Source organism: Bradyrhizobium diazoefficiens, assembly GCF_016616235.1.
In the GTDB taxonomy this organism is placed as follows: Bacteria; Pseudomonadota; Alphaproteobacteria; order Rhizobiales; family Xanthobacteraceae; genus Bradyrhizobium; species Bradyrhizobium diazoefficiens_H.
In genome coordinates this window covers 6,469,642-6,493,666 of sequence record NZ_CP067100.1, presented here as the reverse complement: position 1 = coordinate 6,493,666, position 24,025 = coordinate 6,469,642, and the positions used below count along the sequence as shown (strand labels likewise).

Here is a 24,025-nt window from a genome sequence, read left to right as displayed (position 1 = left end):
AGCGAAATCATCCGCGAAACGGCTTCGATGCGGTGAAATCAGAGCCACGTCGGGTTGAAAACGGCGATGTCGGAAATCTGACAAACGGCAGCGCCGTTCCTGACGCATGCTGGCGGCAATACAGGTTTTTCGTCATGATGCGACGTGCGCACCGGATCCCATCCGGTTGATCGCGAGGCCGGACGACCCTTCGCGAAGCCTCACGCAAAGGCTTGAGCAACCCTGACCTAAGCCTTGTCTGTGTATCGGTGCGGGGTCATGACCCCGATCGCCGCCATAAGTCACTGATCCATGCGACATAGAGGGACATGCTTCGGCGCCGATCCACACGTGCGCATCACGATCAAGCGATCCAACGTAGATTGTGAGTCTTGAGACAAATGTCAGCAAGTTGACGCTGCTAGCATTGCGAAGTGCCTGCAGAACCGCCGAATTCAATTGGCTCGCGGTTTGCTTTGCGTACGCCACCATTGCCAATCGCAAGCGGTGATTTTCCGGGCGGACTACGACGCGTCGCAAGCGTGTGGTCTGGCCCCGTCGGTTTGCTGTGGTGACAAGTTAAGGCGCTTGGTTGTGGACGGCGCAAAATGCAGGGAAGTGTTTGGAATGCGATCTGGAGTTCTTCTTTCGGGAGTCGCAACAATTGCGCTCGTCGCAAGCGGTGCAGCCAATGCGGTAGATCTTTGGCCAGACGTGAAATTGCCAGCGGCGGTGTGGAGCTGGTCCGGAGGCTATATTGGCGGGCACGTCGGCGGTGGGTACGGACGAACCTCGTTCAGCAATCCCTACGGTCCCTCAATCTATGGCGGCGTCGTTGACACCCCAGTGTTCCTCGCAGGTGGTCAGATAGGCTTTAATTGGCAGAAGAACAGCTGGGTTCTTGGCATCGAGCTCGATGCCAGCGGTGTTGTCTCCGAGGGCACAAATACCTGCCTCGCCGCCTCCGGCTTTGTTGTGAGCGCAAACTGCAAGGCAGGTCCCAACGTCTTTGCGACCGGGACCGGCCGGGTCGGTTACACCTTTGGCCCGCATGGCCGCACGCTGGCCTATCTCAAGGGAGGCGTGGCTTGGCAGAACAATCGTGGCGATGTCGTCAACAACAACGAGTTCAGTGGCCGCGGGAGTCAAGAGAACACCAGTTTCGACTATGGTCGGGTCGGTGGCATCATCGGGCTGGGTGTCGAGCAAGCGCTGACGTCTGCATGGTCGCTCAAGGTCGAATATGACTATCTGCATTTCGGTGGGCCGAGTATCGTAACGCCTCCGACGGTACAGTTTCCGCCGTTCGCAATCCTTCCGGCGAATACAACGAGCTTGTCTAGCAGCTATCACATCGGAACGATCGGTCTAAATTACCATTTTGACGCCGACCCTTGGGGTGCGCAACGGTCCGATGCGCCGTTGTTCACGAAAGCAACGGGCAGCGTGCCGCCGACGACTGACACAGCCGGTTGGTCGTTCGAAGGCGGCTCGCGGCTCTGGCTCAGCCGCGGACGATTCCAATGGAATTTGCCTAATCAAATCCCTGCTGGAGATCCTGACATTCTTGTATCGAGGATCACCCACCACGGTCTCGACGGACTTTCCGGGGAATTGTTCGGCCGTCTTGACAGCCCGTGGGGAGTGTTTTTGAAGAGCAACGTTGGCATCGGTCGCTTCGACAAAGGAAGCACCAACGATGAAGATTGGGGCACCCAAGGAAACCATCCCAGCCTCTCCTACATTAACACGAAAGCAGGCCAGGCAAACGGGAGGTTCAGCTATTACACCGCCGACGTAGGTTACGATCTCCTGCGCGGGGTCGACTACAAGGTCGGCGGCTTTGTCGGCTGGACCTACTACGAACAGAGCTCCGACTACATCGGATGTGTACAGATTGCTAACCCGATGGGTCCATGCTCGCGGCCGGATTCAGATGGTGACGACACGGTCGTTGGAGGCCAGAATTCCCAGTGGAATGCACCTCGTGTCGGCCTAAGCGCCGAAACCAGGCTCACCGAGCGTTGGCGTTTGAGTAGCGACGTCGCTTACCTGCCTTGGACCGATTTCAACGGACGTGACCATCATCTTGCGCGCCCGCCGACCACTTTCCTTGATCAACGCGGGAGCGGAGGCGGGGGTGTACAGGTCGAAGGCGTGTTGTCCTACTTCATTACCAAGAACTTCAGCGTCGGCGTCGGCGCGCGCTATTGGGCTATGTGGACCATAAAAGACAGCGAAGTGACATGCACAGGCTGTAGTGGTCCTGGAACCACGGAGACTGTGCTTTCGAAGTTCAGCGCAGAGCGCTGGGGCACGTTCTTTCAAGCCTCTTATAGGCTCGATTGAAAGGTCACAGCTCCAAACGGAACGCGGCTTGGTTGAACTCCGGGCCTGCAACAACGCCCCTGGAAACCGGATGAGCTCCGAACAAGCCGTCTGTCATCATCGCGCAACTTGTCCGGCAGGCTTTAAGCAGTGTCAGGCCCAAGTCACTGCTCCAAGTCCGATCGAAGGCAGGGCTGATTTATGAAGCTGCAGCATGGCATTGGAGTTTGTTCGCCTCGCTGGCTGTGCGCTGCACCTGGCAGGGCCCCGGCGGATCGACGGCCGCATCGCCGAATAGTGCGCGCCCAATCGAGTTCTGCCGTGGAAGGGCCTTTCTCAATCGTGTGGATCGCTCGCGCCAGATGATCTCGCCGCACCTGCACCTCAGAATCAACGGAGCGAGCAGATCGATCGTTCTCTTGTTGCCGGCGCGCACGCGTCTCCGAATCTTGTCGAAGCCAATGAATACGCCGCCGATCTGCGGCGAGCACCCTCGAGGCCTGCTAGAATTAGTAGGTTCCCCGCTCTCAGCGAAGTGAGTAGAGCCATTTTGCGAGACACGCGTCGTGCAACAAGGCCAGACCCACGTGAATAAACGCTTGTTAGTTCGGCCTGTCCCTGAACGCGAACCCAAACTGGCCACTAGGCCGGCCCACTGCTTTTGCGCGACAACGCGAAGTACGGCCGCGATAGGAGAAGCTCAATCCAGTTGGGCTTTGACCCCGCTGCGCCGCATTTCTGTTGCACTGGCCCTGGTTGGCTGCCCGTGAGGGGAAGCGCCGGGGGCGACGATCCCGGCTCGTGCCACGACACCACGGCGAAGGCCAGTGGCACGGACGCGCGCAGCGCTGGCACGCCAAGTCCCCTATCGTCCATCGAGCATCGCCTGCCGCCAGATTCTACCACCCCACAGACGCTCGAGCTGCCCGGGCGAACGCTCGGTTTCCTCGCGACTGCGGGCTCGATCCGCGTGTTCGGCGACAAGGGCGAGCCGCAGGCGGACATCGCCTACACCTCCTATCAGCTCGGCGGCACAGATCGTGCCAAGCGTCCAGTCACATTCCTCTTCAATGGCGGCCCGGGCGCGGCCTCGGCTTGGCTGCAATATGGCAGCGCCGGGCCATGGCGGTTGCCGATCGATGCGGAGTTCGTCACGCCGTCGGTGTCGCCGGAGATCAGGCCCAACGCCGAGACCTGGCTGGATTTTACCGACCTCGTCTTCATTGATCCCGTCGGCACCGGCTATAGCCGTTTCGTAGCGACGGACGATGATGTGAGCAAGCGATTCTATTCAGTCGATGGCGATGCCTGTTCAATCGCGCTGGTGATCCGCCGCTGGCTCGAGAGGCACGAGCGGCTCTCCTCGCCGAAATATGTCGCGGGCGAAAGCTATGGCGGCATTCGCGGACCGAAGGTCGTGCGCAATCTGCAGATGCGGCAGGGCGTCGGCGTGAAGGGTCTGATCCTGATCTCGCCGCTGTTCGACTACAGCGAGTTCACAGGCAGGAGCCTTCTGAAATATGTTGCGACGCTGCCAAGCTATGTCGCGGTGGCCCGTGAAGCCAAGGGCGAGGGCAAGGGAGCGGTCAGTCGAGCCGACATCGCCGACGTGGAAGATTACGCACGTGGCGAATTCCTAGCCGACCTCGTCAAGGGCAAGGCCGACAAGGAGGCCACAAGCCGTCTCGCCGACAAGGTTGCCGCCTTGATCGGCATAGACCGGGCCGTCAGCCGACGGCTTGCCGGGCGCCTTGACGTCAGCGAATTCTGCCGCGAGTTCGATCGCGAGAGCGGCAACGTGACCGGCCGTTATGACGCATCCGTGCGCGGCCTTGATCCCTATCCGGATTCCGATGTCCACCGCTTCGGCGACCCCTCGGCAGATGGGCTGCGGGCGCCGCTGACGAGTGCCGCAGTCGACGTCCTGACCCGCAAGCTCAACTGGCGGCCGGACGGCTCGTATGAACTGACCAACAGCGCGGTCATTGGGGCCTGGGATTTCGGCCACGGCAGCTCTCCAGAATCGCTCTCGGACCTGCCCCAGATCCTTGCGACGGACGCGACAATGAATGTGCTGGTTGGACATGGCCTTTTCGATATTGCGACGCCCTATTTCGGCTCGAAGATGGCGCTCGATCAGTTGCCGCCCTTTGCCTCGGCACCGCGAGTCAAACTCGTGGTCTATCCGGGCGGACACATGTTCTATTCACGCGACTCCTCGCGCCGTGCCTTTCGCGCAGAGATCGAAGCGATCATGAAGTACTAACATACCTAGCTGCCGCGGACATCGTAGCACCATATGAATGGAGCTGTCCGTGATAATGGAGCTGTCCGTGATCATGACGCGCGGCGGCGTGCCGGCGGATTTCAAGAGCTTCTTCATAAGCCGCTGCTCCGCGCGCGAGTCTCTTCGGCGCTGGATCAGGACGGCGAGAACAAAGCCCCTGGTCGACAGCGCGCCAAGAGCCATCGTTTGCCCACGATCGAGATAAGGGCTTGGTCCAGGTGCCATTTGTCGCCGCGAGCGGGAGCGCGCTGGCGGATCCGATCGGAGAGCGCCTTGCCGAATTGCCATCCCCACTGGCGCTCGGTTTCATGGGTCAGGAAGGCCAGGCGCCGCCTGCTCGACCATGCGCAGCTAAGCTAAACCGGAATACCCCCAACGCATCGCTGATCACTTCCGGTCGGAAGCGATGGCGGCGATAAAGAGAGCCCCGGCCGTCGGCATGCCGGTCACCACGCCCTCGGCCGGTCCAATTCATTGGCTTGACGGTGCAAGGGTGCGGCTGACCCGCAGCGCGCTCGCCGTCATAATCAAGACGTGGCGGCCGCACGCATCGAAGACAGCTCTCGTGCTCAAGAACGAGCACGTTTGGCCCGCAGGGCCACACGCTGGACTATCTCAAGGGAGGCGTGGCTTGGCAAACAATCGCGGCGATGTCGTCAACAACAACGAGTTTAGAACACGCGCCTCAGGATGAAAGCCTGAGGACGTGTCCCTTGTACCCCTTTGCTGCGCATCTGTGCTCACTGCCTCGCGGCGGAATTGATCCGTTAGAACGGCAACTTCCAAAGGAAGTGGAGAAAGCAACTTGGTCCGCTGACAGACATCGCAATTAGAGACACCTGCTTCTCGGACTCTGCGAAATGGAACCCCTGCCGGTTCGCCGCAAATTTCCTGTCTTGGCTGCGCCGTACAACCATGGGCGCGTGCATACGGATCGATGGCTTCCCCTACGCGACAGGTTGATAACCGAATATCGGGCTGCCCAAATATGATCCGAAATTGGCTTCTGATCAAATTGAGAAATGAGGCGAAAGCACATCATGTGGCCTTAGTCGCACGATGCGCCGCCCTGCTGCGATTCTAATTGAGATCGAGCAGTTCGAAAAGGGCGCGGCCTCTGGCGCTCTGCTCTACATCGCCGTGCGTTTAAGATGAGCACGAAATAACTTGAACCTGACGTAGCATCAGGTTGTAGCCTTGGCGGCGCCTGCAACTTTTTGAGAAACCAATTCGAGCGGCGTGGCTATTGTCAGCGCTTGTCAATTTGAGGGTGATGAGTGATCGCCGAGGAACATCTCATGCCAGAGCGGCAAGGCGCAGGCTATTGGAATGGGCTTAGACAAGCCCGCGACCATCGACCCGACCAGGGAGAGACGCTACCATGAACGCATCAAAGCCTTTTCCGCTCAACGCCTGGTACGCTGCTGCATGGTGCCACGAAATCGGCCGCGAGCTTTCCGCCCGCATCATCTGCGGCAAGAACGTCGTGCTCTACCGGCTCACCGACGGGGTGGTCGCCGCGCTGGAGGATGCCTGCTGGCACCGGCTGCTGCCGCTGTCGCTCGGACATCTCAAGGGCGATGAGGTCATGTGTGGCTATCACGGGCTGGTCTTCAATTCGGCCGGCCGCTGCACCTACATGCCCGCGCAGAAGACGATCAATCCATCAGCCTGCGTGCGCGCCTATCCGGTCGTCGAGCGGCATCGCCTGGTCTGGCTGTGGCCCGGTGACCCCGCGCTGGCGGACCCTGCCACAATTCCGGAGTTTCACCGGAACGACGGCACGCAATGGGTCGGCGAGGGGGGCACGTTCTATCAGTTGAAATGCGACTATCGCCTTGTGATCGACAATCTCATGGACCTCACTCACGAGACGTATGTTCACGCCGGCAGCATCGGTGACGAGGCGATCACGGCCGCGCCCTTCGATGTGACCCACACCGACGACACGGCGACGATGACGCGCTGGATGATCGACATCGAGCCGCCCCCGTTCTGGGCGCGCCAACTCGGACGGCCGGGCCGTGTCGATCGCTGGCAAATCGTGAAGTTCCAGGCACCGTCGGTCGTGGTCGGCGACGTCGGCGTGGCGCTGACAGGTACGGGCGCGCCGCAAGGCGACCGCTCGCACGGCGCCAACGGCGCGTTCTTGGCGGCGATCACCCCCGAGACCGAGATGACATGCCACTATTTCTGGAACTTCGTCCGAAATTATCGCAGGGATGATGCGCAATTGACGAAAGAGCTCCAGCTGGCCCACGTCAATGGCGGAGCGGGCGTCTACGATCAGGATCACAGGATATTGGAGGCGCAGCAGGCCGCGATCGACAAGAACCCGCGTTTGCCCTTCTACGATCTCAACATCGATGCGGGCTCGCTCTGGGCGCGGCGGCTGATCGAGCGGATGCTGGCCGACGAACAGGCCCGCCTGATCGCAAATGTTGCGGCCGAATGAGCGAAAGGTCATGACCAAGCCGATCGAATGGGCAGCCGCGCGCCTTCGCGCCACGCGCGAGCTTACGCCTGACGTCCGTCTCTTCGAGATCGAGCCGGACCGCGCATTCGTCACCGCAACGCCCGGCAGTCACATCGACGTCGTTGTGTCCATTGATGGCCGGCCGCAGCTTCGCAGCTATTCACTGATAGGACCTTGTCCGGACGGACTCTATCGCATCGCCGTCAAGCGGCTCGCGTCCAGCCGGGGCGGGTCTATCGGCATGTGGCGCCTCAAGGTGGGCGAACGGCTTACGATCTTCGCGCCGAGCAACAGCTTCGAATTGAGCTACGGCCGGCCGGAATATCTGCTGCTCGCCGGCGGCATCGGCATCACGCCGATCTACACAATGGCACTGGCGCTGAAGCAAGCGGGCGCGAATTTTCGCCTGCTCTATGCCGCGCGCAGCCGCGGCGACTTGGCTCTCGCAGACGAGCTAGCCCGTTACATCGGCGAACGGCTCCAGCTCTTCGTCGGTGAAGAGGGACAGCGCATCGACATCGCCGGCGAGATCGCCCAACTCGATCGGCGCGGCGAGCTCTATGTGTGTGGCCCGTTCGGCATGTTGGAGGCGACCAGGCGCCTGTGGTGCGAAGCAGGCAGGCCCCTGGCGCACCTCCGCTACGAGACGTTTGGCAATGCTGGCAACTTTGCGGACGTGCCGTTCAAGATTAGGATTCCCCGGCTGGGTCTCGAAGTCGAGGTCCCCGCCAACCGCTCCATGCTGGATGCGCTTGAAGATGCAGGCGTCGACATGATCTTCGGTTGCCGACGCGGGGAATGTGGGCTGTGCGTCCTGCCGATTCTGGAGGCGTCGGCCCCGGTCGATCATCGCGACGTGTTCTTCAGCAGCGAGGAGCAGGCGACGAACGAGAAGCTGTGCACCTGCGTGTCGCGCGCGGTCAGCGGTTGCATTACCATCGATACGCCCGATCGTCTGCCGACCCAGCGTCATTCCTCGGCGTCCCTATCGTGCAGAGGTTGAGCAACGTGTAGTCATGCTGTGGACCGGCGTAGCCACGGTGAATTCACGGCCGAGCGACCCTATGTCAGCCAGGAGGAAGCCTATTCAAATCGCGCCGCGTGATCACCGCGGAAGGATTGACACCAGGTCTTGGCTTCCAAGTCGCAACTGCGATTTCCATTCGTGATATTCGACTCGAATTGACCGACTTCATCCGCCGGCTCGCGGCTGCAAGGGCCTGGTCGCTCAACAATACCCGCAGCTATGCCGATACGTGGGGCAGGTTGATGAATATCCCGGCCAGGGTCCCGCTGCATTGGCTCGCGCGCGCAAAGGTGCGCATTGCGCCTATCGACGACAGTGTGACCAGGGATGAACAAAGCACGATCGACCTCTACTTCCGCTGGGGCCTCATCAAGCGAAAGCTTGATGCCGAGGATCTCGTCGACCGCTCCTTCTCGGACGCAGTCGCCAAAGGCTTGTGAGACCACCGCCAGCTCGCGCTGGCCTTTGGGTGCAGGTCTCTGTTCGAGTCCAATCCTCCCAGTCATGCGAACCGCGCCTGAAAAACGCACCCTTTCGACGCCCCGCTCAAACCACCAATCTATTTTGCCGTCGCGTGCGCTGCGGAATGCCCGACCGCACAGATGATGTAATTGTCCTCGATGCGCCTATACAATCACACACGTCGTCGTTTCAAGATGCCACCGGCTCGGAAACCGGGTTTCATGTATCATCACCGGACGTTCATCCCGGCATCTTGCGGCGCGTGACATAGCTCATCGGCCGCCACAAGACCGTTGTGACCCTTGATACAGGCCGCTCGGAGCAGTTGGCGCCGATTGCAGGGTTATATGACAGGGAGAAATCTCTGCGAGCCCTTCCCCGACGGAAACAGCATCGGCCTGCATTAAGCGTGCTGAACGGTATAACTAGGAAGCGAGATGTTTCGGCTCTAGAATTGTTGCCTCAGGCTTTTGACTGCGCTTTTGGCGATGAGCATTTTGAGCGCGGAAGGGCATCGTCGATCATTATTGCCGGTTGGGCCTTTTAACGAGAAGCAGATGCTGGTTGGGGTGGCCTATCTGGCAATTGGCGTCTGCGTCACGGTCGCAGCCTAGCTTGTGACGAACTGCTTCATCTAGCAAGCCGTATTGCATGGGGGCGTCAATGCATGATTGGAAGAGCGAGCTCGATGCGCTGGTCGCTGAAACCGCGGCATTCGCCAGATCGCTGAAGGTGGATATCTCGCGGCCTCAGCCGAACGAAGCCGTCGAGCAGGGTACCTCCAGCGGGCCTGACTATGGCGGCAGCGAACGCGATGAGATCAAGAAGAGGGTCGAGAGTTTCAAAGCGCATCAAGAGCGCTTCATGCGCGAGCGCGAGGAATATGCCGATTCCTTGATGCGACGGATCAAGCCGATCACGAAACGCTAGAGAACTCGTTGGAAGTTCAGGAGGCCCATAGAGCCGTTAAGCCATACAGGTCACGCGACGCGGGCTCTCAAACCTGACGAGGGGCGAACTTTCCGCCCATTTCGGTCGCCGGTAAGCTCACCGTATGCTTCGCGGTCGACCGAACTATTCGGGACCGCGAAGTTCTCAAGCCTGATCGATTGTTCGGTTGCAGGTTTCCACTGGACATCTACCCCATCGCGCTGGAAAAGTGCCTTTTTTCTACGAGCAGCACGAGTTCTGCTCCGAGCTCGGGGTGCCACTACGGTCGAGCTTCTTTGGAGGCGATCGCCGGACGCACTGCGATCGGGTCTTTGCCATTGACTAGGATCAAAACACCAAGTGAGAATCTTATATCTTCACCAAGACTAAAAGGAGGCTAGAGGTCTCATGCCCAATCTTCCGACCATTGGTGTGCTTGCACTTACCATTCTCGTCGACTTGGGATACCCTTCGATCGCCGCTCCGCGGGGGCACATTCCCCCGGCTCGGCAGGACATTTATTGTCTGCAGGGACGTACCTGGGGATATCCGGGCAATTGCCAGTTCTCGACCTATGACCAGTGCATGGCCACTGCATCCGGCACTTACGCTTATTGCGGTATGAACCCCATCTACGCCTTTCAGCGGCACGAAGGACAGGTGCACTGACGCGTGATCGTCAAGCGTGATCCAGGCTTCCTTCGGATTGACCCGTCACGCGAGTCAAGAGTTGGTGGACGCCCGGTCGGACGCCCATCCTGCGATGCGTTCGCGGATCTAGTCTGCCGCGTCTTAGCGCGACAACGATCGGGAGGCTCCATTAAGAAGCAGCATGACTCGCCTTTCCCGATTGCCCACGATGATTTCCAATCCTGGAGCATGCAGCAACATCTGACCGCTCGGGCCAGGGGTCTTTGGTCGAAAATATTGTGAAGCGGCTCAGTCTCCATGGGCTGGACGGCCCGATCATCGCGGAGTTGGAGCCGTTGATGCCAACCGCAGTGGGCGACCATCGCGCAGCCTCTCCGGGATTTTAGTACTTGCCCTCGGCGCTACTATGGTTCTTGCCGGCTTGTACGTCCTGGCCGGGAAACGGTTCGATCAGAATATCGATATCTTCCCAGAACCGGTTGATGACCTGGTGCCCCTTGGAGAGGGACGTGCCGCCTTTGAGTTGGAAGATAAAGCCGAGCTCATCAAGCCCAATAGAGGCAGTGCATGATCCAGTAGTCTTGTTCGACCAAGGCCGGATCAATGCCCTTCTCTTACGCCACAATCCGGATCAGATCCGCAAACTGCGGGTGATTGTGGAGGAAGTCACGCGGCATGCAATTCGCTTGTTCGCAGCGCGCTCGAAGAACTTCTTGGCGCGCTCGCTGCCGTACGCTCGCACCGCACGACTAAGCGCTTCTGATCAGTCTCGGCGGCGCGCTCGGCCACGCGCTTGAGAACCTCGTTCTTTCCTCGGCAAGCTGATCCACGTTGTTGACGAGATCGACCAGCAGGAATTCCTTCGTCAGCGACTTGGGGACGCCCGGGCGCATCGCCAAACAGGTGGTAGACTCCCAAATCCATCAACTCATGCCGTGCAATTGGATGCCGCTCGACCGCTGCCCCCATGTGCTGCAGTCGACCAGCCCGCATCCGACACAGTCATCCTTGCATCGCGGCTTGCAAGACCGCGGCATTGGGCGATTGCAGGGGACCGAGGCCCCAAAAAAGCCGATGAAGAAGTTCAAGGCCGATCGGCATTTTCAATATCGGCATCGCCGAGCTTCAGACCGCCGAAGGCAAGGCCACCGCTAATTCGCGGTAGATCGCACCGGTAAGTTCGTCTTCGTGCAACGTCCAAGAGGACGGGCAGGACCTTCGGCCTTCCTGGAAGCTCTGGAACCGTCCTACAAAGATGCTCAAGGGTCTCGCTGATAATGGGATGCAGTTCACTTTCCTGCCGCGCTATGCGGGCGGACTGACGGCCAAATACAGAGGCATATGTTGGATCTGCTCTGCTCTGCCGAGAAAAGGTATCAACAGCGGCGTATCAAGGTCGAACATCATGGCGGCGCGTCTCAACGACATCGCCATGCGCCGATAGGGCTGCAAGGCATTCCCACGATTGCCAAATCACAGCTCATTGTGAAACTGACTCGTCAGCTTCTTGAAAGCTATGCCTCCTAGCATAAGAACATCTAGGCGAACCCGCGGAGCGCTGATATGGACCCGTTTCACGATCTGGACCGAAATGTCCCGATGTACAATTCCATGCTGCACGAGCAGCAAGCGTGGCAAGCGGAGTGTGAGCAGAAACTAAACGAGGATCCGCAATCCGATGGCGCGAAGCCTCCCAGCATGGCAAACCAGAATCCCTCCGATGCAGAGGCTGACCTCGTTCGCGCCGTCCGTGAAGAAGCTCTCGCTAGCGGCCCGTCGAAGAGAACGGTTTCGAGCTATATTGCCGCGCTCGTTCAGTTCTCTGATTTGATCAAGCCTTAGCATCACGGTCGGCTGGTTAGGCATGCTAACGAGTTGCGTGCCGATGGTGGCGATGTCGTGCTAGGTCACTGAAAAGTGCGCGGTCGCTTAAGTCCGAGAGTCCGCGCTGAGATCTGCTGTCGCCAGACGGCGCATGTGAGAAATGCTCGAGCTCGTGGTGCGCGCCACGACCGCACTCGTGTTCTGTTCGCCCTCGGCTTACGGTTAGAGCCCTTGTGGCCAGTGGCGTCGAGTTAGCTCAGGGGCAGCTATCAAATCTTGCTCATCTAAGGAGAGCGATGTGGAGCCGAACTATAACGATCCGAACTATTGGACCCGCTGGTACGCTGAGCAGCATGAGCTGCAGCGTGCGAGGGAAGAATCGGACGACATGCCAGCGAATCAAACTGGCTTTGAGCAACAGCTGACAAATCTGCAGCTCAGTTCGCCCGAGGAGAGTTCATCTGACCGGAGTTCGCCCGATATTCGACCCACCGAGCCGCATGAAATTGTCACGCGTACTGAATCGATGCGAACGCCGCCTCGATTCAACCTCCGCGACGATGCCTTCGGCAGCATGCGCCGTAGCGTAGACGTGCCTCGCGCTTACCCTGGCGGTTCGGCGGCGGGTGAATCCTACCTTGATTTGCGCGACAGGCCGTTCAAAAGCACGCGCTATACAGCACCGTCCGAACCGGAGCCCGCGGCCCAGACGAAGGACCGCAAAAGCCGCGGTTTGTGGTCGCGTGTCAAGTCTGGGGTCGGAAATGCCTTCGGGGGAAACCGTCGCAGCAAGTCGTCCGGCACCGCGGCGCCCGACGAGGTCCATAAAGAGCTTCGCATGGATTTCGTAAAACGTAGTCGTCCCGCTGGCGAGCTATATCCCGAAGACGAGCAATGCATTTCGCAGTTCGGCGAGGCAGTCCGAGACTACGAAATTTTACCCGACGGTAGCATTGGCCGAGGGGACGGAAGGGTTCCCGAGGGTACGATCAGGCCCAATTTAGCGTATGTTAGAAGGTTTGCTCGTTGGCTCCGAGCAGAGGACAGGAATCCGCTGGCTTCTCGGCTCTTTAACGATCCAGAGTCACTAGCCGCTGACATAGAGGACTACAGGGCAAGCGGTGGGGACGATGACGACCGTCTCAAGTCGGCTCTGTCTCATCTCCGGAGGATCGCGCCTGACGGGCGAGAACTCCAAGCCGTCGGCCCCGGCCCCCGCCTGATGGGGCTAGGAATCCACCATCCTTATCCCGACGACGCCCGCATTATCGATGGTCTGGCCAACGAAGAGTTGAGCATGCTCGGACCCGACTCGACTTACCAGAACCGTCGTCGTGTCACGTGGAATGCCAGCGCGCGACGCCGGTTCAGTGACTGGCTGCGAAGGGAGGGTAGAGGGAGCATAGCCAGCCGGCTCAACGGCAGTGATCAGCAGCAACGCTCGTTGAAGAACGATTACAGGGACTTTACCAAGACTGTGGGAAAAGCAGACATGAATCTAGATCGGCTTCGGCAGTACCTAGGCGCCGAGTCCGAAGTGAAGGAGCTTCATCCTTATCCCGACGACGCCCTCATCATCGATGGTCTGGTCAACGAAGAGCTGAGCAAGCTCGGAGCAGGCTCGGCTACCCAAAGGAGAGTTGCCACAAATACAGCCCGCCATCAACGAAGGTTCAGTGATTGGCTTCAGACAAGGGGTAGGGAGAGCATAGCAAGCCGACTTAACGGCGATGACGAGCAGAAATGGTCGTTGAAAAAAGACTACCAGGACTTCAGCGAAGCCGTGGGAAAACGCTCCGTGGCACTCAAGCGGCTTGGGCAGTACCTACAAGTCGTTCAGGCGAACGCCGCTTTTGGGGAAGCCAGGGAACAAGCAAGTGGGGCGGGACCGGCCGATCCCGACACCCCCTCGCGGTCGGATCAACCTGCCGGGTCCGAGCCAACCCGGCCGCCGCAGCATGTTGATCAACCTATCCAAGACCGCAGCGGAGCCTCACTTGGTGCGACGCAGTGGCTGGGAGACGAGCATATTCACCGGGACTACGGGCTCCTGGCGCAGGAATTGCTGCAGAGCAATCCGGATCTTGCCATCCGCACGCGGTTCGTGGATCCCCTCATAGCCACTCAGTTGCTCCACTTCGAAGCGAGCGATGCGCTACGCGCGTTCCATCGCATCGTTAATGATCGGACGACTGGTTACGATACAGCCGATTTCCTGTTCTTGCCTGTGAACGACGCCAGCCCGGCGGATCTCAATCGCCGCGGTAACCATTGGTCACTGCTATTCGTTGATCGTCGGGACCGCTCAGGGCCCCTTGCCTATCACTATGATTCCGCGGGCAGGCACAACGAATCGCTTGCAAATCAGCTCGCAGCTAGGCTCGGCGCTCACTTTGAGTCCGCCCTCATGGCCCAGCAGCGGAACGGTCGGGATTGCGGCGTATACGTCTTGGATGGCACACGGGCGCTGGTCTCACGATTAGCAGAAGGGTTGTGGCCAGCCGCGGTCCCCCTCGACAGCCTTGTCATCGATCGAGAGCAACTCCGACGACGTCTGAGCGCCGCTCCCAGCGAACCGCGAGCGGCAGCTGCAGCCGATCGACCGGGGCCCTCGATACGAAGCGTCGATTCGGCAGAGTTTTGGCATGGAGTGGACCAAGCCGGCCAGCCTCCCTCCGATAGCTGGAATACTGCGAGCTTCTGGCGGGATGTGCCGATACCCGACCATTCGCCCGTACAAAGCGTCGATCAGCCAAGCCCATCATGGGAACAAAGCGTTGGGGAATCGATTTTCGGCGCGAGACAGTACATGCCGCCGCCCGTGCAAGACTTAGGAGGGTTCGTCCCTTCAACCTGGCAGCACCGCAATCAACGCGCGCCGGAAAACCTCATGCGCGGGATGCACTGGTACAATGTGCTGCCGAGCGCGGGCCGCCCCCAAACCAACTTCACAATCCATGGTGTGCTATACACGGCCACTTTGGGGCCATCAGGCAAGCAGAACGACATCCACGTTTTCCAGCAATAGGAGCGAGTAATAGATGCCTATGGTGGTGACAAAGGAGGGTCGTGTCGCCAGTGATGGTGTAGCTCAGTAAATCAATGCCGCCCGGTACGCGTGCGCCGTAGCGCGCGGGTGGCTTTGCGGTGGTCACCGGCGGTTCGCCGGCAGGATCGACTTGCGACATGCCAACGCAACCGAGGAACCATCGATGAGCGACGATATGCCGAACCTGCGCACGTTCGTGGAGAAGTCCCCCAATGCCGATCTGTTGCGTGAGATGATCGGCTTTGCGGGCCAGCGTCTGATCGAACTGGAAATCCACGGCCAGAGCGAGGCTGCCCACGGCGAGAGCAGCGCCCAGCGCCTGGCCCAACGCAACGGCTGCCGCGACCGGATCTGGGAGACCCGCATCGGCGCCGTCGAACTTCGCATTCCCAACCTGCGCAAAGGGTCCTACTTCCCCGGCTTCCTGGAGCCGCGCCGCATGGCCGAGAAGGCGCTCACCGCCGCAGTGCAGGAATCCAATGTGCAAGGCGTCTTGACCCGCTCGGTGGACGATCTGGTGCAGGCCATGGGCAATGAATGATGTAGCGCCGATGATTGGGTACTAAACTCTCTTTTTCCGTGGATTCACACCCGGCACTCGGGAAATGGCTCCCGTCGTTTCTTCGATCTGCAGCGCGGAGAGAGTGTCACAACCGCGTTGAAGATAACGCAATTCTCGCACCTGCTTAAAGCAAAACTGACCGTCTGACCTACAGGCGGAAGATGGAATTTACCTAGCGAGTACGTGCAGTTTCCAACGGCAAACTTCGCATCATCACGTTGCTGGCAAATGATGCGTACCGCTATGATCTAGCAGGCTGTTGAAGAACTCAGCCGCGTTCGCAAACGAAGCCTGAATCGTCGCCATTGTGCATGTAGAACTGGCCGACGAGCCTGCCCGCGGTGCCGATCATAGCCCATCCGCGACCGCAGGCAGGATCACTCTCATCGTGTCCTTCCCACGAGAACTCCGCGCAGGCCGATCCGTCCCGGGTGCTGTAGCGGACGTCGATAAAGCCTTTTAGCGCGCCGAAGGCGATTTCACCATCGGACTTGCCCTTGAAGGTGAGATGCGCCTCTTCGACAAGATCGAGGAAGTCGCTGTCCCACTTGTCCATTTCGACGATGCGCCAGCGGCCCGCAAAGGCCTTGGCGAAGCCGGGAACCTTGGCCATCAGCCGGCCTCCGCTATCAGCTTCGGCAGCCGCACCAGATTGCAGGCGGCGGCAGCGAAGGTAAAAGCCCATCCCATGCGATCACGGCCACGGAAGCTCGTCTTCTCTTGCCCGGCGATCGTGTTCATCCAGCCGAATGCCTCCTCGATGCGCTTGCGGATTCGTTGGTTGACGGCATAGCGGCCGTGCCGGGTTGTTCGCCCATTGATCGCAGAGCTGCGGCCCCTGATCTTCTGTGGAACGTGCGGTGTCAGGTTCATCGAGCGCAGCTCGTTGATGAAGCGTTCTGCGTCATAGGCTTTGTCGGCACCAAGCGTGATCGCTGTCGGCCGGTCGGCCCGATGAAGCACAGCTTCGTCTCCTTGCCTTTATCCCTGCGGTAGAGCCTGGCATCCGGATCAGAGGTCGAGGCATGGGTGTCGTTCGAGCGTTTCTGGCCATGGAGGTTCGCTTCCGCATTGCGACCGCCGCGCTGAGCCGGCGGCTCGCCAGAACCGTCCTTCGGCTTGATGCTCTTCGTCGAGGCCCCAGGCCTCGATCAGCGTGCCGTCGAGCGAGAAGTGATCGCTCGATAGAAGCTTCTTCACCTTGGGCTGCGCCAACACGGCCACCAGGAACTTGGCCCCGATGTCGCCTTCCAGCAGCCGGTCGCGCTTCTTCGAGAACACCGAATGGCCCCAGACGGCGTCGTCGACGCCGATCCCGACGAACCAGCGGAACAGCAAATCGTATTCCAGCCGCTCCATCAGAAGCCGCTCCGAGCAGATCGAATAAAACACCTGCAACAGCATCGCCCGCACCAGCCTCTCCGGCCGGACCGACGGCCGTCCAATCGGCGAATGGAGCGCGGAAAACTCGCGTTCCAGCGTCGACAGCACCTCGTTCACAATGGTCCGGATCGCTCGCAGCGGATGATCGCGCCGTACCCGCGCCCCGAGCTCAACGTAGCTGAACAGCTCGCCGGTTCGATAGTCGCCGCCACGCACGCTCGTCTCCGAATCTCGTCGGAGACAATGAATCACGGTGGCAGGTCGGCGGCGAGCACCTTTTTCAACAGCATGCTAGGGCTTACATGGGCCGCATGAGGCCTCCACGATGCTGCACGATGATAACGACGAAGCTCCCGACCGTCGTCGTTCCCCAAAATTTGGTTTTAGAACGTGCCTGCCGCGGATCAGTCTTTTCCAAATAGAACGCGCTTGACACCTGCTTTCGAAGAGCGAGCCTCACTCGCATTCGGTTTCCGGGATTAGAATCCACCTCGCTCGGGGCAGATGGCGCAGGCGGGCGCTTCGGTCGTCATTCTTCGCTCGCAGGCAGCAAGCCCACCAAGGCCTTCGCTTCAGACTTCAGAGCATTGACTGCGGTCTTGCGCGCGTCAGCATCGAACCGCGTTCTGATCGCTGACAGTGAGAGGGCTCCCCTCAGTTTGCCATGCACGTCGACCAGGGGCACCGCTGCAGCAGCAACCTCCGGATCCCGCTCGCCGATCGAAACGTAAAAGCCGCGATCGCGGATCTTCTTCCCCGCCGGATCAGATGACTCGCGGTAGGCGGTGAGAACCCGGCCACCGGCGCCGCGATCGATAGGCAACCGCTGACCCTCTTCAAGGTGGTGTCGAACCGAACGTGGAGAATTGACGCGGTAAAGACAGATGCGTTCATCGCCATCCGCGACATAGAAGGACGCGGTTTCCCCGGTTGCTTCGACCAGTCGGCGGAGCGCCGGCCGGATCACTTCACCGAGGTCCAGGCCGCGTTGATAGAGCGCGCCGAGCCGCCACAGCTCCGGTCCCGGCCGAAACAACCGGTCCGGGCCCCGAACCAGGAAACCGTCGGCTTCCAGCGAAGCGGCCAGCCGCAGCACCGTGCTCTTATAGAGGTCGGTTGCGTCAGCAATTTCGGTGAGCGTCATCGCGGTGCGTTCCGCGCCGAAGGCTTTCAGGATCGCGAGAGCCCTGCCAACGGCGTCAACGCCAGTCTTGCCCATATCTGCTCCAGTTCTATGTAATAGAACTCTTATCGTCGATGCCAGGTGAAATCCACCTTTATCGAGCGGAGTAGTTCTGATTCACAGAATATGGTTGACCAGTCCGCCTCATGCAGGTACTGATTTCACACAACAGAATAAGTTCTACGGAGCGAAACTATGGAAGGGCAGCCGGCGCTCGCCGTTGATTTGCGTGACGTGATGATCCGCTTCGGCGCCTTCACGGCCGTCGAGAGTATGAACCTCCAAGTCGGCGACACCGAATTCGTCGCGGTCGTGGGGCCAACCGGGTGCGGCAAGTCCACCATCCTGAATACCGTCACGGGGCTTTTGAAGCCCGCTTCGGGGGAGGTCCGCATCTTCGGCATGCCGCTCGCCGGGCTGAATGACCAGTCCGGCTACATGCTGCAGCAGGAAGGGCTGCTGCCATGGAAGACCGCGCAGGACAATGTCGGCCTCGGTCTGGTATTCCAGGGCAAGTCTGTCCAAGCTGCGCGCGCGGAAGCGCGACCCTGGCTCGCGAAGGTGGGCCTCAAAGGGTTCGAAGAGCGCTATCCGCATCAACTCTCTGGCGGCCAGCGCAAGCGGGTCGCGATGGCGCAGACGCTGATCATGGAGCCGAGAATCGTCCTGATGGACGAGCCGTTCTCGGCGCTTGACGTCCACACCCGCCGGCTGATGCACCGCATCCTGCTCGACCTGTGGCAGGCGGAGCGACGCTCCCTGATCTTCATCACCCACGATCTCGATGAGGCAATCACGCTGGCTGACCGCGTGGTCGTCATGTCGTCGGGCCCTGGGAGCCGGATGGTCGGTGACGTCAAGATCACCCTGCCGCGTCCGCGCGATGTCTCTGCGCTCCAGACCACGGACGAGTTCGTCGCCCTCTATCGCGAGATCTGGTCCCTGCTCGGCACTGAGGTGGAGAAGAGCTATGCCGCGCAGAACTAGGGTCGTCGCCACGCAGGTTGCCATCATCCTTGTGCTGCTTCTGATCTGGGAATTCGGCGTACGGTCTGGGATTATCGATGCGTTCTTCTTTCCGGCGCCGTCCGCTCTGATCGAGCGCATAAAAGAATGGATGTCCACCGGCGATTTCTGGACCGATGTCGGCATTACGTTGGTCGAGACGATCCTATCCTTCGTCATCGGGATAGCGATCGGCACAGCGCTCGGGATTTGGCTCGGCCTGAGCCCGTTCGCGGCCGACGTCGTTCAGCCCTTTATCAAGATGTTCAATGCGATCCCCCGCATTCTGCTGGGACCGATCTTCGTCATCTGGTTTGGCCTGGGACTGACGTCCAAGGTCGCGCTCGGCGTAACCCTGGTGCTGTTCGTCGCCTTCTTCAATACCTTCCAGGGCGTGCGCGAGGTCAATCCGGTCGTGCTCGCAAATGCGCGGCTTTTGCGGGCCTCGAAATCCTCGTTGTTGCGCCACGTCTATCTGCCGTCCGCTACGACTTGGATCCTGTCGAGCCTGCGAGTGTCCGTCGGCATGGCGGTCATGGGGGCTGTCGTGGCCGAGTACCTCGGCTCGTCCGCAGGTCTTGGCCATCTGATCGCGCAGGCCGAAGGCGTGCTCGACGCTACCGGCGTGTTCGCCGGAATCACCGTCTTGTCCGCATTCGTCATTGCTCTCGACGCCGTCGTCGATCGTGCGGAGAAACGCCTCCTGGTATGGCGGCCAGCGCCCGCTCACGAAACCTGAACTGATGTATCGTCAACCATGGAGATCCACATGCGCGCGCTGATGCGAGTCATCCTGAGCGTGGCGGCTATCGGCCTCGGCCTCTCGTCGGCTTGTGCCGCCGAACCGGAGAAGGCGACACTGAAGATTGCTGTCGGCTCCCAGATCCTCAACTACATGCCGCTCGAACTCGGGGTGAAGCTCGGCAACTTCAAGGAAGAAGGCCTCGACGTCACTGTCGAGAATTTTCAGGCCGGCGGCTCCAAGGCACTTCAGGCGCTGATCGGCGGTTCGGTCGATGGCACGGTAGGCTTCTACGATCACACCATCCAGATGCAGGCGCAGGGCAAGGCGATCTCCTGCGTGTTCCTGCTCAACGACATCCCGGGAGTTCTCTTGGGCGTACGCAGTGACCTCGCCGACAAAGTGAAGACCGGCGCTGGCCTCAAGGGACTGAAGCTCGGTATCACCGCGCCCGGCTCGTCGACCGATACGATGGCACGCTATTACATCAAGAAGTCAGGCCTCGGACCACGCGACGTCAATATCATCGCGGTCGGGAGCGGCGCGCCTGGCATGGTCGCGCTTGAGGCCAAGAACATCGACGCTCTGGTCTATTTCGATCCCATCGCCACGCTGCTGGCGCGGAAGAATGCGGCCAAGCCCCTGTTCGATGCGCGCACGGTCGAAGGCTCCCAGGTCGCCTTTGGAGGCGTCTATCCGACGGCGTGCCTTTACCTGCAGCAATCGTTCATCGACAAGAATCCGGAGACCGTGCAGCGCCTGGTCAATGCCTTGCTGAAGACCCACCGCTGGATCAACTCGGCGTCGACCGAGCAACTCGTCGATGCAGTTCCGGCCGGGTACAAGACGGACAACCGCGAGGTGAACATGGAAATTCTGAAGGCCTCGAAGGCGCTGTTTTCCCAGACCGGCCTCATGGACGCCGAAGCGGCCAAGGTTCCGCTCGCGGTGCTGAGTGATTTCGACCCGAAGATTGCGGCGGCCAACATCGATCTCGGCAAGACCTTCACCAATCGGTTTTCCGAACATGCAGCCAAGTTGCTGAAATAGCTCCGGGTCCCGGCCGCGCATCTCAAGGAAGGCTTTGTCAGATGTCTCTGCCGCTCTCCGGCATCCGCGTCCTCGACCTGTCTAATGTCTTGGCAGGTCCGTTCTGCGGCTACCATCTTGCGCGCCTCGGCGCGGAGGTCATCAAGATTGAAAACCCGAACGGCGGTGATCTTGCCCGCCGGCTCGGCGCCGATCCGGAAAGGGCAGAGCGTCTGCAAGGCCTCTCTTTCGTGGCCGTCAATGCCGGCAAGCAATCCATCGCGCTCGACCTGAAGTCGCAACCGGGCAAGGAGGTGTTTCTACGGCTCGTCTCCGAGGCCGATGTCGTTCTCGAAAACTTCCGACCCAAGGTGATGGAGCGGCTTGGTCTCGACTTCGACATCTTGAGCAAGCGTAATCCACGCCTCGTCTATTGCGCGATCTCGGGCTTTGGGCAGAGCGGCCCGTGGTCCGGGCGGCCGGCCTACGATCAGATCGTCCAGGGCCTTTCAGGTGCGATGAGTGTGACGGGCGATGCGGCCACGGCGCCGCTGCGGACCGGCTTCCCGATCTCCGACACGATCGCCGGATTGACGGCCGCCTTTGCCATCGCCGCCGCGCTCGTCGAGCAGCGGCATACGAAGCGCGGCCGTTTCATCGACGTCTCGCTGCTCGAGGCGACCATCGCGGCGATGGGATGGGTAGTATCCAATCACCTGAACGCCGGCGTCGAGCCGCAGCCGATGGGCAATGAGAATTTCACCGCTGCGCCGTCAGGCACTTTTCGGACCGCTACGGGTCCCCTGAATATCGCCGCCAACGAGCAAAAGCAGTACCAGACCCTTTGCGACCTGATCGGGCGGCAAGATCTGAAATCGGACCCGCGTTTTGCAAAGCGCGAGGCGCGCAAGTTGAACCGCGCGTCGCTGACCGAGGAGCTCAACGCGGCCTTGAACTCCAGGCCGGCAGAGGAATGGGAGGCGCTGCTGAACGCCGCGGGTGTTCCTGCCGGCTGTGTGCTGACCGTTCCCCAAATTCTGCAGCAGCCGCATGTGTTGGATCGTAACTTCGTGGAGAGGTTACCTGCTGAAAGGGCAGGTGAGCCGTCCTTGCGGGTCACGCGCCCAGGTTTTCTGCTGGACGAAGAGTTTCCCGTCCCATCGCGTCCGCCGACCCTCGGTGCCGACACTGAACGATGGTTGGCGCGGCTTGGCTACACCGCTCAGGAGGCTGAGCAGTTGATCTCCAGTGGCGTGGTCGGGACGCCACGCCAGGGCGAGGCACACTTTCCGCAGGTTCGCGCCGCAACCGATGGCGCTGCGTGAAGCAGTTGCATGCAAGTGGTGGCCAGATCGGCAACCAGCCAATTTGGATTGGAAAAGCAGAATGAGCGAAACAGAGCTGCGAGAACAGGCTGCCCATTGGTGGCGAACCTCCATATGCGATATCGCCCCAGGGCGGATCGCTTATCGCGGATACCCGATCGAGGACTTGATCGGGCAGATTTCGTTCCCCGCCATGATCTGGCTGATGCTGCGGGGCGAATTGCCTCTACCTGCGCAGGAGAAACTGTTGCAAGCTGCGCTCGTCGCCTCCGTCGATCACGGTCCGCACGCGCCATCGATTGCAATCGCCCAGATGGCGGTCAGTTGCGGGCTGCCGCTCAATGGTGCGATGGCGTCTGCTATTAACACGCTCGACGACGTGCATGGCGGAGCCGGAGAGCAGGCGATCGAGCTATACGAGGACGTCCTGCGACGCAGCGAGACCGCGGAAACCGACCGAGCCGCCAATGATGCCATCGACCAGTTCATCGCCATACGCAGCAAATATTTGCCTGGCTTCGGTCATCGCTTCCATCCCGTTGATCCACGTGCCGCACCGCTGCTGGTCCTCGTCGATGCTGCCGTGGGCGAAGGCGTGGTCAGTGGCCACTACGCCAGCGCCGCGCGCGCGATCGAGCGCGTCATGCAGCGGCGCAAGGGCAAGCTCATCCCGATGAACATCGATGGCGCAACCGCGGTGATCTATGGCGAGTTGGGATTTGCCGCGCCGCTCGCGCGTGGCATCTTCTGCCTGTCGCGCGCGGTCGGCATCCTGGCACATGCCTGGGAGCAGACCGGACGTAAGGACCGCAACAAGGGACCCATGCCCAAGCAGTTCGCCTACAAATATGAGGGGCAGCCGAAGCGAAGGTTGGCGGGCGCGCCATGATGTATCTCGACGGGCCACCACAGGTCATTGAAACGCGCGTCTGGGCGACCATGCCGGCCGAGTTTCGCAGGCCCGGCGTTCGCTCCGATTGGGCGGACGCCAACCGCGGCGGCAAGCCGGTCGATTGCTTCATCGAAGGGCCGTCGTTCGACGCATCCGGAAATCTCTATGTGGTCGACATTCCCTTCGGTCGCATCTTCAGAATTGCAACGGATGGCGCCTGGTCCCTGATCATCGAGTATGACGGTTGGCCAAACGGACTGAAGATCGCGCCGGACGGCCGCATTCTGGTCGCCGACTACATGAATGGCCTGATGGAGCTGGATGCGCGGCGCGGCACGGTCCGGACCCTGCTTGGTCATCGCATTTCCGAGTCCTTCAAGGGCTGCAACGACCTGCATGTCTCGTCGACCGGCGACATCTACTTTACCGACCAAGGCCAGACCGGGTTACACGATCCAACCGGCCGCGTATTTCGCCTACGTGCCAATGGACAGCTGGATTGCCTGATCTCGAATGGGCCAAGCCCGAATGGTCTCGTGCTCGACCTCCACGAAACCGCGCTGTTCGTGGCAATGACGCGTGACAACAGCGTCTGGCGGGTGCCGCTCGTGCGCGATGGAGGAGTCGCCAAGGTCGGCAGGTTCAGCGTGTTCTTCGGGATAAGCGGTCCAGACGGGCTGACCATGGACGCGAACGGGCGACTATTCGTTGCGCACGCCTCGCTCGGTCATGTCTTCGTGCTGGCGCCCAACGGTGAATGTATCGCGCGCGTCAAATCCTGCGCTGGCCAAACCTGCACGAATGTCGCATTGGGTCCAAATGGCGCTCTGTTCACCACAGAATCATCTACCGGCTCCATATTGATCGCCGACACTAGTGGTCTCTAAGACA

At 60.3% G+C, this 24,025-nt stretch carries 18 protein-coding genes and 4 pseudogenes; 17 read left to right on the top strand and 5 right to left on the bottom strand.

The annotated features are described in order from the left end of the window. The first annotated feature begins 606 nt into the window (after positions 1–606). Positions 607–2,328: an outer membrane protein gene (locus tag JJB99_RS30930; protein ID WP_200495989.1), complete on the top strand. Its 1,722-nt coding sequence runs from the start codon at positions 607–609 to the stop codon at positions 2,326–2,328. Positions 2,329–3,073: 745 nt separating this feature from the next. Further along, positions 3,074–4,573, top strand: a complete 1,500-nt coding sequence (locus tag JJB99_RS30925) for a S10 family peptidase (protein WP_433995734.1) — start codon at positions 3,074–3,076, stop codon at positions 4,571–4,573. A 63-nt stretch (positions 4,574–4,636) separates the two neighbouring features. On the opposite strand, the pseudogene JJB99_RS30920 reads toward JJB99_RS30925, so the two are convergent. Next, positions 4,637–5,035: pseudogene (locus JJB99_RS30920) on the bottom strand (DDE-type integrase/transposase/recombinase); the annotation flags it as partial. A gap of 940 nt (positions 5,036–5,975) precedes the next feature. Here JJB99_RS30920 and JJB99_RS30915 point away from each other — a divergent pair. The 5 genes and pseudogenes from JJB99_RS30915 to JJB99_RS30895 all read left to right on the top strand — a co-directional run bounded on the left by JJB99_RS30915 (position 5,976) and on the right by JJB99_RS30895 (position 10,158). Next, positions 5,976–7,049, top strand: coding sequence for an aromatic ring-hydroxylating dioxygenase subunit alpha (locus JJB99_RS30915; RefSeq protein ID WP_200495988.1), 1,074 nt, complete (start codon positions 5,976–5,978; stop codon positions 7,047–7,049). A gap of 10 nt (positions 7,050–7,059) precedes the next feature. Continuing rightward, complete coding sequence (locus JJB99_RS30910; protein WP_200495987.1) at positions 7,060–8,073, top strand: PDR/VanB family oxidoreductase; 1,014 nt, start codon at positions 7,060–7,062, stop codon at positions 8,071–8,073. A gap of 57 nt (positions 8,074–8,130) precedes the next feature. Continuing rightward, a pseudogene (locus JJB99_RS30905) lies at positions 8,131–8,537 on the top strand (ABC transporter substrate-binding protein); the annotation flags it as partial. A gap of 685 nt (positions 8,538–9,222) precedes the next feature. Next, entirely contained in the window at positions 9,223–9,489 is a 267-nt protein-coding gene (locus JJB99_RS30900) for a hypothetical protein (protein WP_200298522.1), read from the top strand. Between the two features lie 408 nt (positions 9,490–9,897). After that, positions 9,898–10,158, top strand: coding sequence for a DUF3551 domain-containing protein (locus JJB99_RS30895; protein WP_200298523.1), 261 nt, complete (start codon positions 9,898–9,900; stop codon positions 10,156–10,158). 364 nt (positions 10,159–10,522) lie between these two features. Here JJB99_RS30895 and JJB99_RS30890 read toward each other — a convergent pair whose 3' ends face one another. After that, on the bottom strand, positions 10,523–10,744 hold the full coding sequence (locus tag JJB99_RS30890) for a nucleotidyl transferase AbiEii/AbiGii toxin family protein (protein WP_246775044.1): 222 nt from the start codon (positions 10,742–10,744) through the stop codon (positions 10,523–10,525). 737 nt (positions 10,745–11,481) lie between these two features. Between JJB99_RS30890 and JJB99_RS30885 the strand changes: the two genes are divergently transcribed. The 4 genes and pseudogenes from JJB99_RS30885 to JJB99_RS30870 all read left to right on the top strand — a co-directional run. Beyond that, positions 11,482–11,667 (top strand): hypothetical protein, encoded by a 186-nt coding sequence (locus JJB99_RS30885; RefSeq protein ID WP_200495986.1) that lies wholly within the window; start codon positions 11,482–11,484, stop codon positions 11,665–11,667. A gap of 36 nt (positions 11,668–11,703) precedes the next feature. Beyond that, positions 11,704–11,982, top strand: coding sequence for a hypothetical protein (locus tag JJB99_RS30880; protein WP_200495985.1), 279 nt, complete (start codon positions 11,704–11,706; stop codon positions 11,980–11,982). 280 nt (positions 11,983–12,262) lie between these two features. After that, entirely contained in the window at positions 12,263–14,992 is a 2,730-nt protein-coding gene (locus JJB99_RS30875) for a Ulp1 family isopeptidase (RefSeq protein WP_246775043.1), read from the top strand. A 184-nt stretch (positions 14,993–15,176) separates the two neighbouring features. After that, positions 15,177–15,545, top strand: a pseudogene (locus JJB99_RS30870) (transposase); the annotation flags it as partial. Positions 15,546–15,843: 298 nt separating this feature from the next. On the opposite strand, the gene JJB99_RS30865 reads toward JJB99_RS30870, so the two are convergent. The 3 genes and pseudogenes from JJB99_RS30865 to JJB99_RS30855 form a co-directional block, all read right to left on the bottom strand. Beyond that, positions 15,844–16,188, bottom strand: a complete 345-nt coding sequence (locus JJB99_RS30865; RefSeq protein ID WP_200495984.1) for a hypothetical protein — start codon at positions 16,186–16,188, stop codon at positions 15,844–15,846. After that, positions 16,188–17,174: pseudogene (locus tag JJB99_RS30860) on the bottom strand (transposase). The gene JJB99_RS30865 and the pseudogene JJB99_RS30860 overlap by 1 nt, the downstream one beginning before the upstream one ends. A 313-nt stretch (positions 17,175–17,487) precedes the next feature. Continuing rightward, positions 17,488–18,177 (bottom strand): IclR family transcriptional regulator, encoded by a 690-nt coding sequence (locus JJB99_RS30855; protein WP_200298527.1) that lies wholly within the window; start codon positions 18,175–18,177, stop codon positions 17,488–17,490. A gap of 159 nt (positions 18,178–18,336) precedes the next feature. Between JJB99_RS30855 and JJB99_RS30850 the strand changes: the two genes are divergently transcribed. The 6 genes from JJB99_RS30850 (at position 18,337) to JJB99_RS30825 (ending at position 24,021) form a co-directional block, all read left to right on the top strand. Continuing rightward, complete coding sequence (locus tag JJB99_RS30850; RefSeq protein WP_200298528.1) at positions 18,337–19,128, top strand: ABC transporter ATP-binding protein; 792 nt, start codon at positions 18,337–18,339, stop codon at positions 19,126–19,128. Continuing rightward, complete coding sequence (locus JJB99_RS30845) at positions 19,112–19,885, top strand: ABC transporter permease (protein ID WP_200495983.1); 774 nt, start codon at positions 19,112–19,114, stop codon at positions 19,883–19,885. Before JJB99_RS30850 ends, JJB99_RS30845 begins: the two co-directional genes overlap by 17 nt. Positions 19,886–19,915: 30 nt before the next feature. Then, entirely contained in the window at positions 19,916–20,938 is a 1,023-nt protein-coding gene (locus tag JJB99_RS30840) for an ABC transporter substrate-binding protein (protein ID WP_200495982.1), read from the top strand. Positions 20,939–20,979: 41 nt separating this feature from the next. Beyond that, positions 20,980–22,242 (top strand): CaiB/BaiF CoA transferase family protein, encoded by a 1,263-nt coding sequence (locus tag JJB99_RS30835; RefSeq protein WP_200495981.1) that lies wholly within the window; start codon positions 20,980–20,982, stop codon positions 22,240–22,242. 61 nt (positions 22,243–22,303) lie between these two features. After that, on the top strand, positions 22,304–23,131 hold the full coding sequence (locus tag JJB99_RS30830) for a citryl-CoA lyase (RefSeq protein ID WP_200500366.1): 828 nt from the start codon (positions 22,304–22,306) through the stop codon (positions 23,129–23,131). Further along, on the top strand, positions 23,128–24,021 hold the full coding sequence (locus tag JJB99_RS30825; RefSeq protein ID WP_246775042.1) for an SMP-30/gluconolactonase/LRE family protein: 894 nt from the start codon (positions 23,128–23,130) through the stop codon (positions 24,019–24,021). Before JJB99_RS30830 ends, JJB99_RS30825 begins: the two co-directional genes overlap by 4 nt. Positions 24,022–24,025 lie beyond the last annotated feature (4 nt).

What these genes read in the sequence shown, in the direction of transcription:
- JJB99_RS30930 (WP_200495989.1), top strand. Translation starts at nt 607, where the DNA reads ATGCGATCTGGAGTTCTTCTTTCGGGAGTCGCAACAATTGCGCTCGTC.
- JJB99_RS30915 (WP_200495988.1), top strand. Translation starts at nt 5,976, where the DNA reads ATGAACGCATCAAAGCCTTTTCCGCTCAACGCCTGGTACGCTGCTGCA.
- JJB99_RS30910 (WP_200495987.1), top strand. Translation starts at nt 7,060, where the DNA reads ATGACCAAGCCGATCGAATGGGCAGCCGCGCGCCTTCGCGCCACGCGC.
- JJB99_RS30900 (WP_200298522.1), top strand. Translation starts at nt 9,223, where the DNA reads ATGCATGATTGGAAGAGCGAGCTCGATGCGCTGGTCGCTGAAACCGCG.
- JJB99_RS30895 (WP_200298523.1), top strand. Translation starts at nt 9,898, where the DNA reads ATGCCCAATCTTCCGACCATTGGTGTGCTTGCACTTACCATTCTCGTC.
- JJB99_RS30885 (WP_200495986.1), top strand. Translation starts at nt 11,482, where the DNA reads ATGTTGGATCTGCTCTGCTCTGCCGAGAAAAGGTATCAACAGCGGCGT.
- JJB99_RS30880 (WP_200495985.1), top strand. Translation starts at nt 11,704, where the DNA reads ATGGACCCGTTTCACGATCTGGACCGAAATGTCCCGATGTACAATTCC.
- JJB99_RS30865 (WP_200495984.1), bottom strand. Translation starts at nt 16,188, where the DNA reads ATGGCCAAGGTTCCCGGCTTCGCCAAGGCCTTTGCGGGCCGCTGGCGC.
- JJB99_RS30855 (WP_200298527.1), bottom strand. Translation starts at nt 18,177, where the DNA reads ATGGGCAAGACTGGCGTTGACGCCGTTGGCAGGGCTCTCGCGATCCTG.
- JJB99_RS30850 (WP_200298528.1), top strand. Translation starts at nt 18,337, where the DNA reads ATGGAAGGGCAGCCGGCGCTCGCCGTTGATTTGCGTGACGTGATGATC.
- JJB99_RS30845 (WP_200495983.1), top strand. Translation starts at nt 19,112, where the DNA reads ATGCCGCGCAGAACTAGGGTCGTCGCCACGCAGGTTGCCATCATCCTT.
- JJB99_RS30840 (WP_200495982.1), top strand. Translation starts at nt 19,916, where the DNA reads ATGCGCGCGCTGATGCGAGTCATCCTGAGCGTGGCGGCTATCGGCCTC.
- JJB99_RS30835 (WP_200495981.1), top strand. Translation starts at nt 20,980, where the DNA reads ATGTCTCTGCCGCTCTCCGGCATCCGCGTCCTCGACCTGTCTAATGTC.
- JJB99_RS30830 (WP_200500366.1), top strand. Translation starts at nt 22,304, where the DNA reads ATGAGCGAAACAGAGCTGCGAGAACAGGCTGCCCATTGGTGGCGAACC.
- JJB99_RS30825 (WP_246775042.1), top strand. Translation starts at nt 23,128, where the DNA reads ATGATGTATCTCGACGGGCCACCACAGGTCATTGAAACGCGCGTCTGG.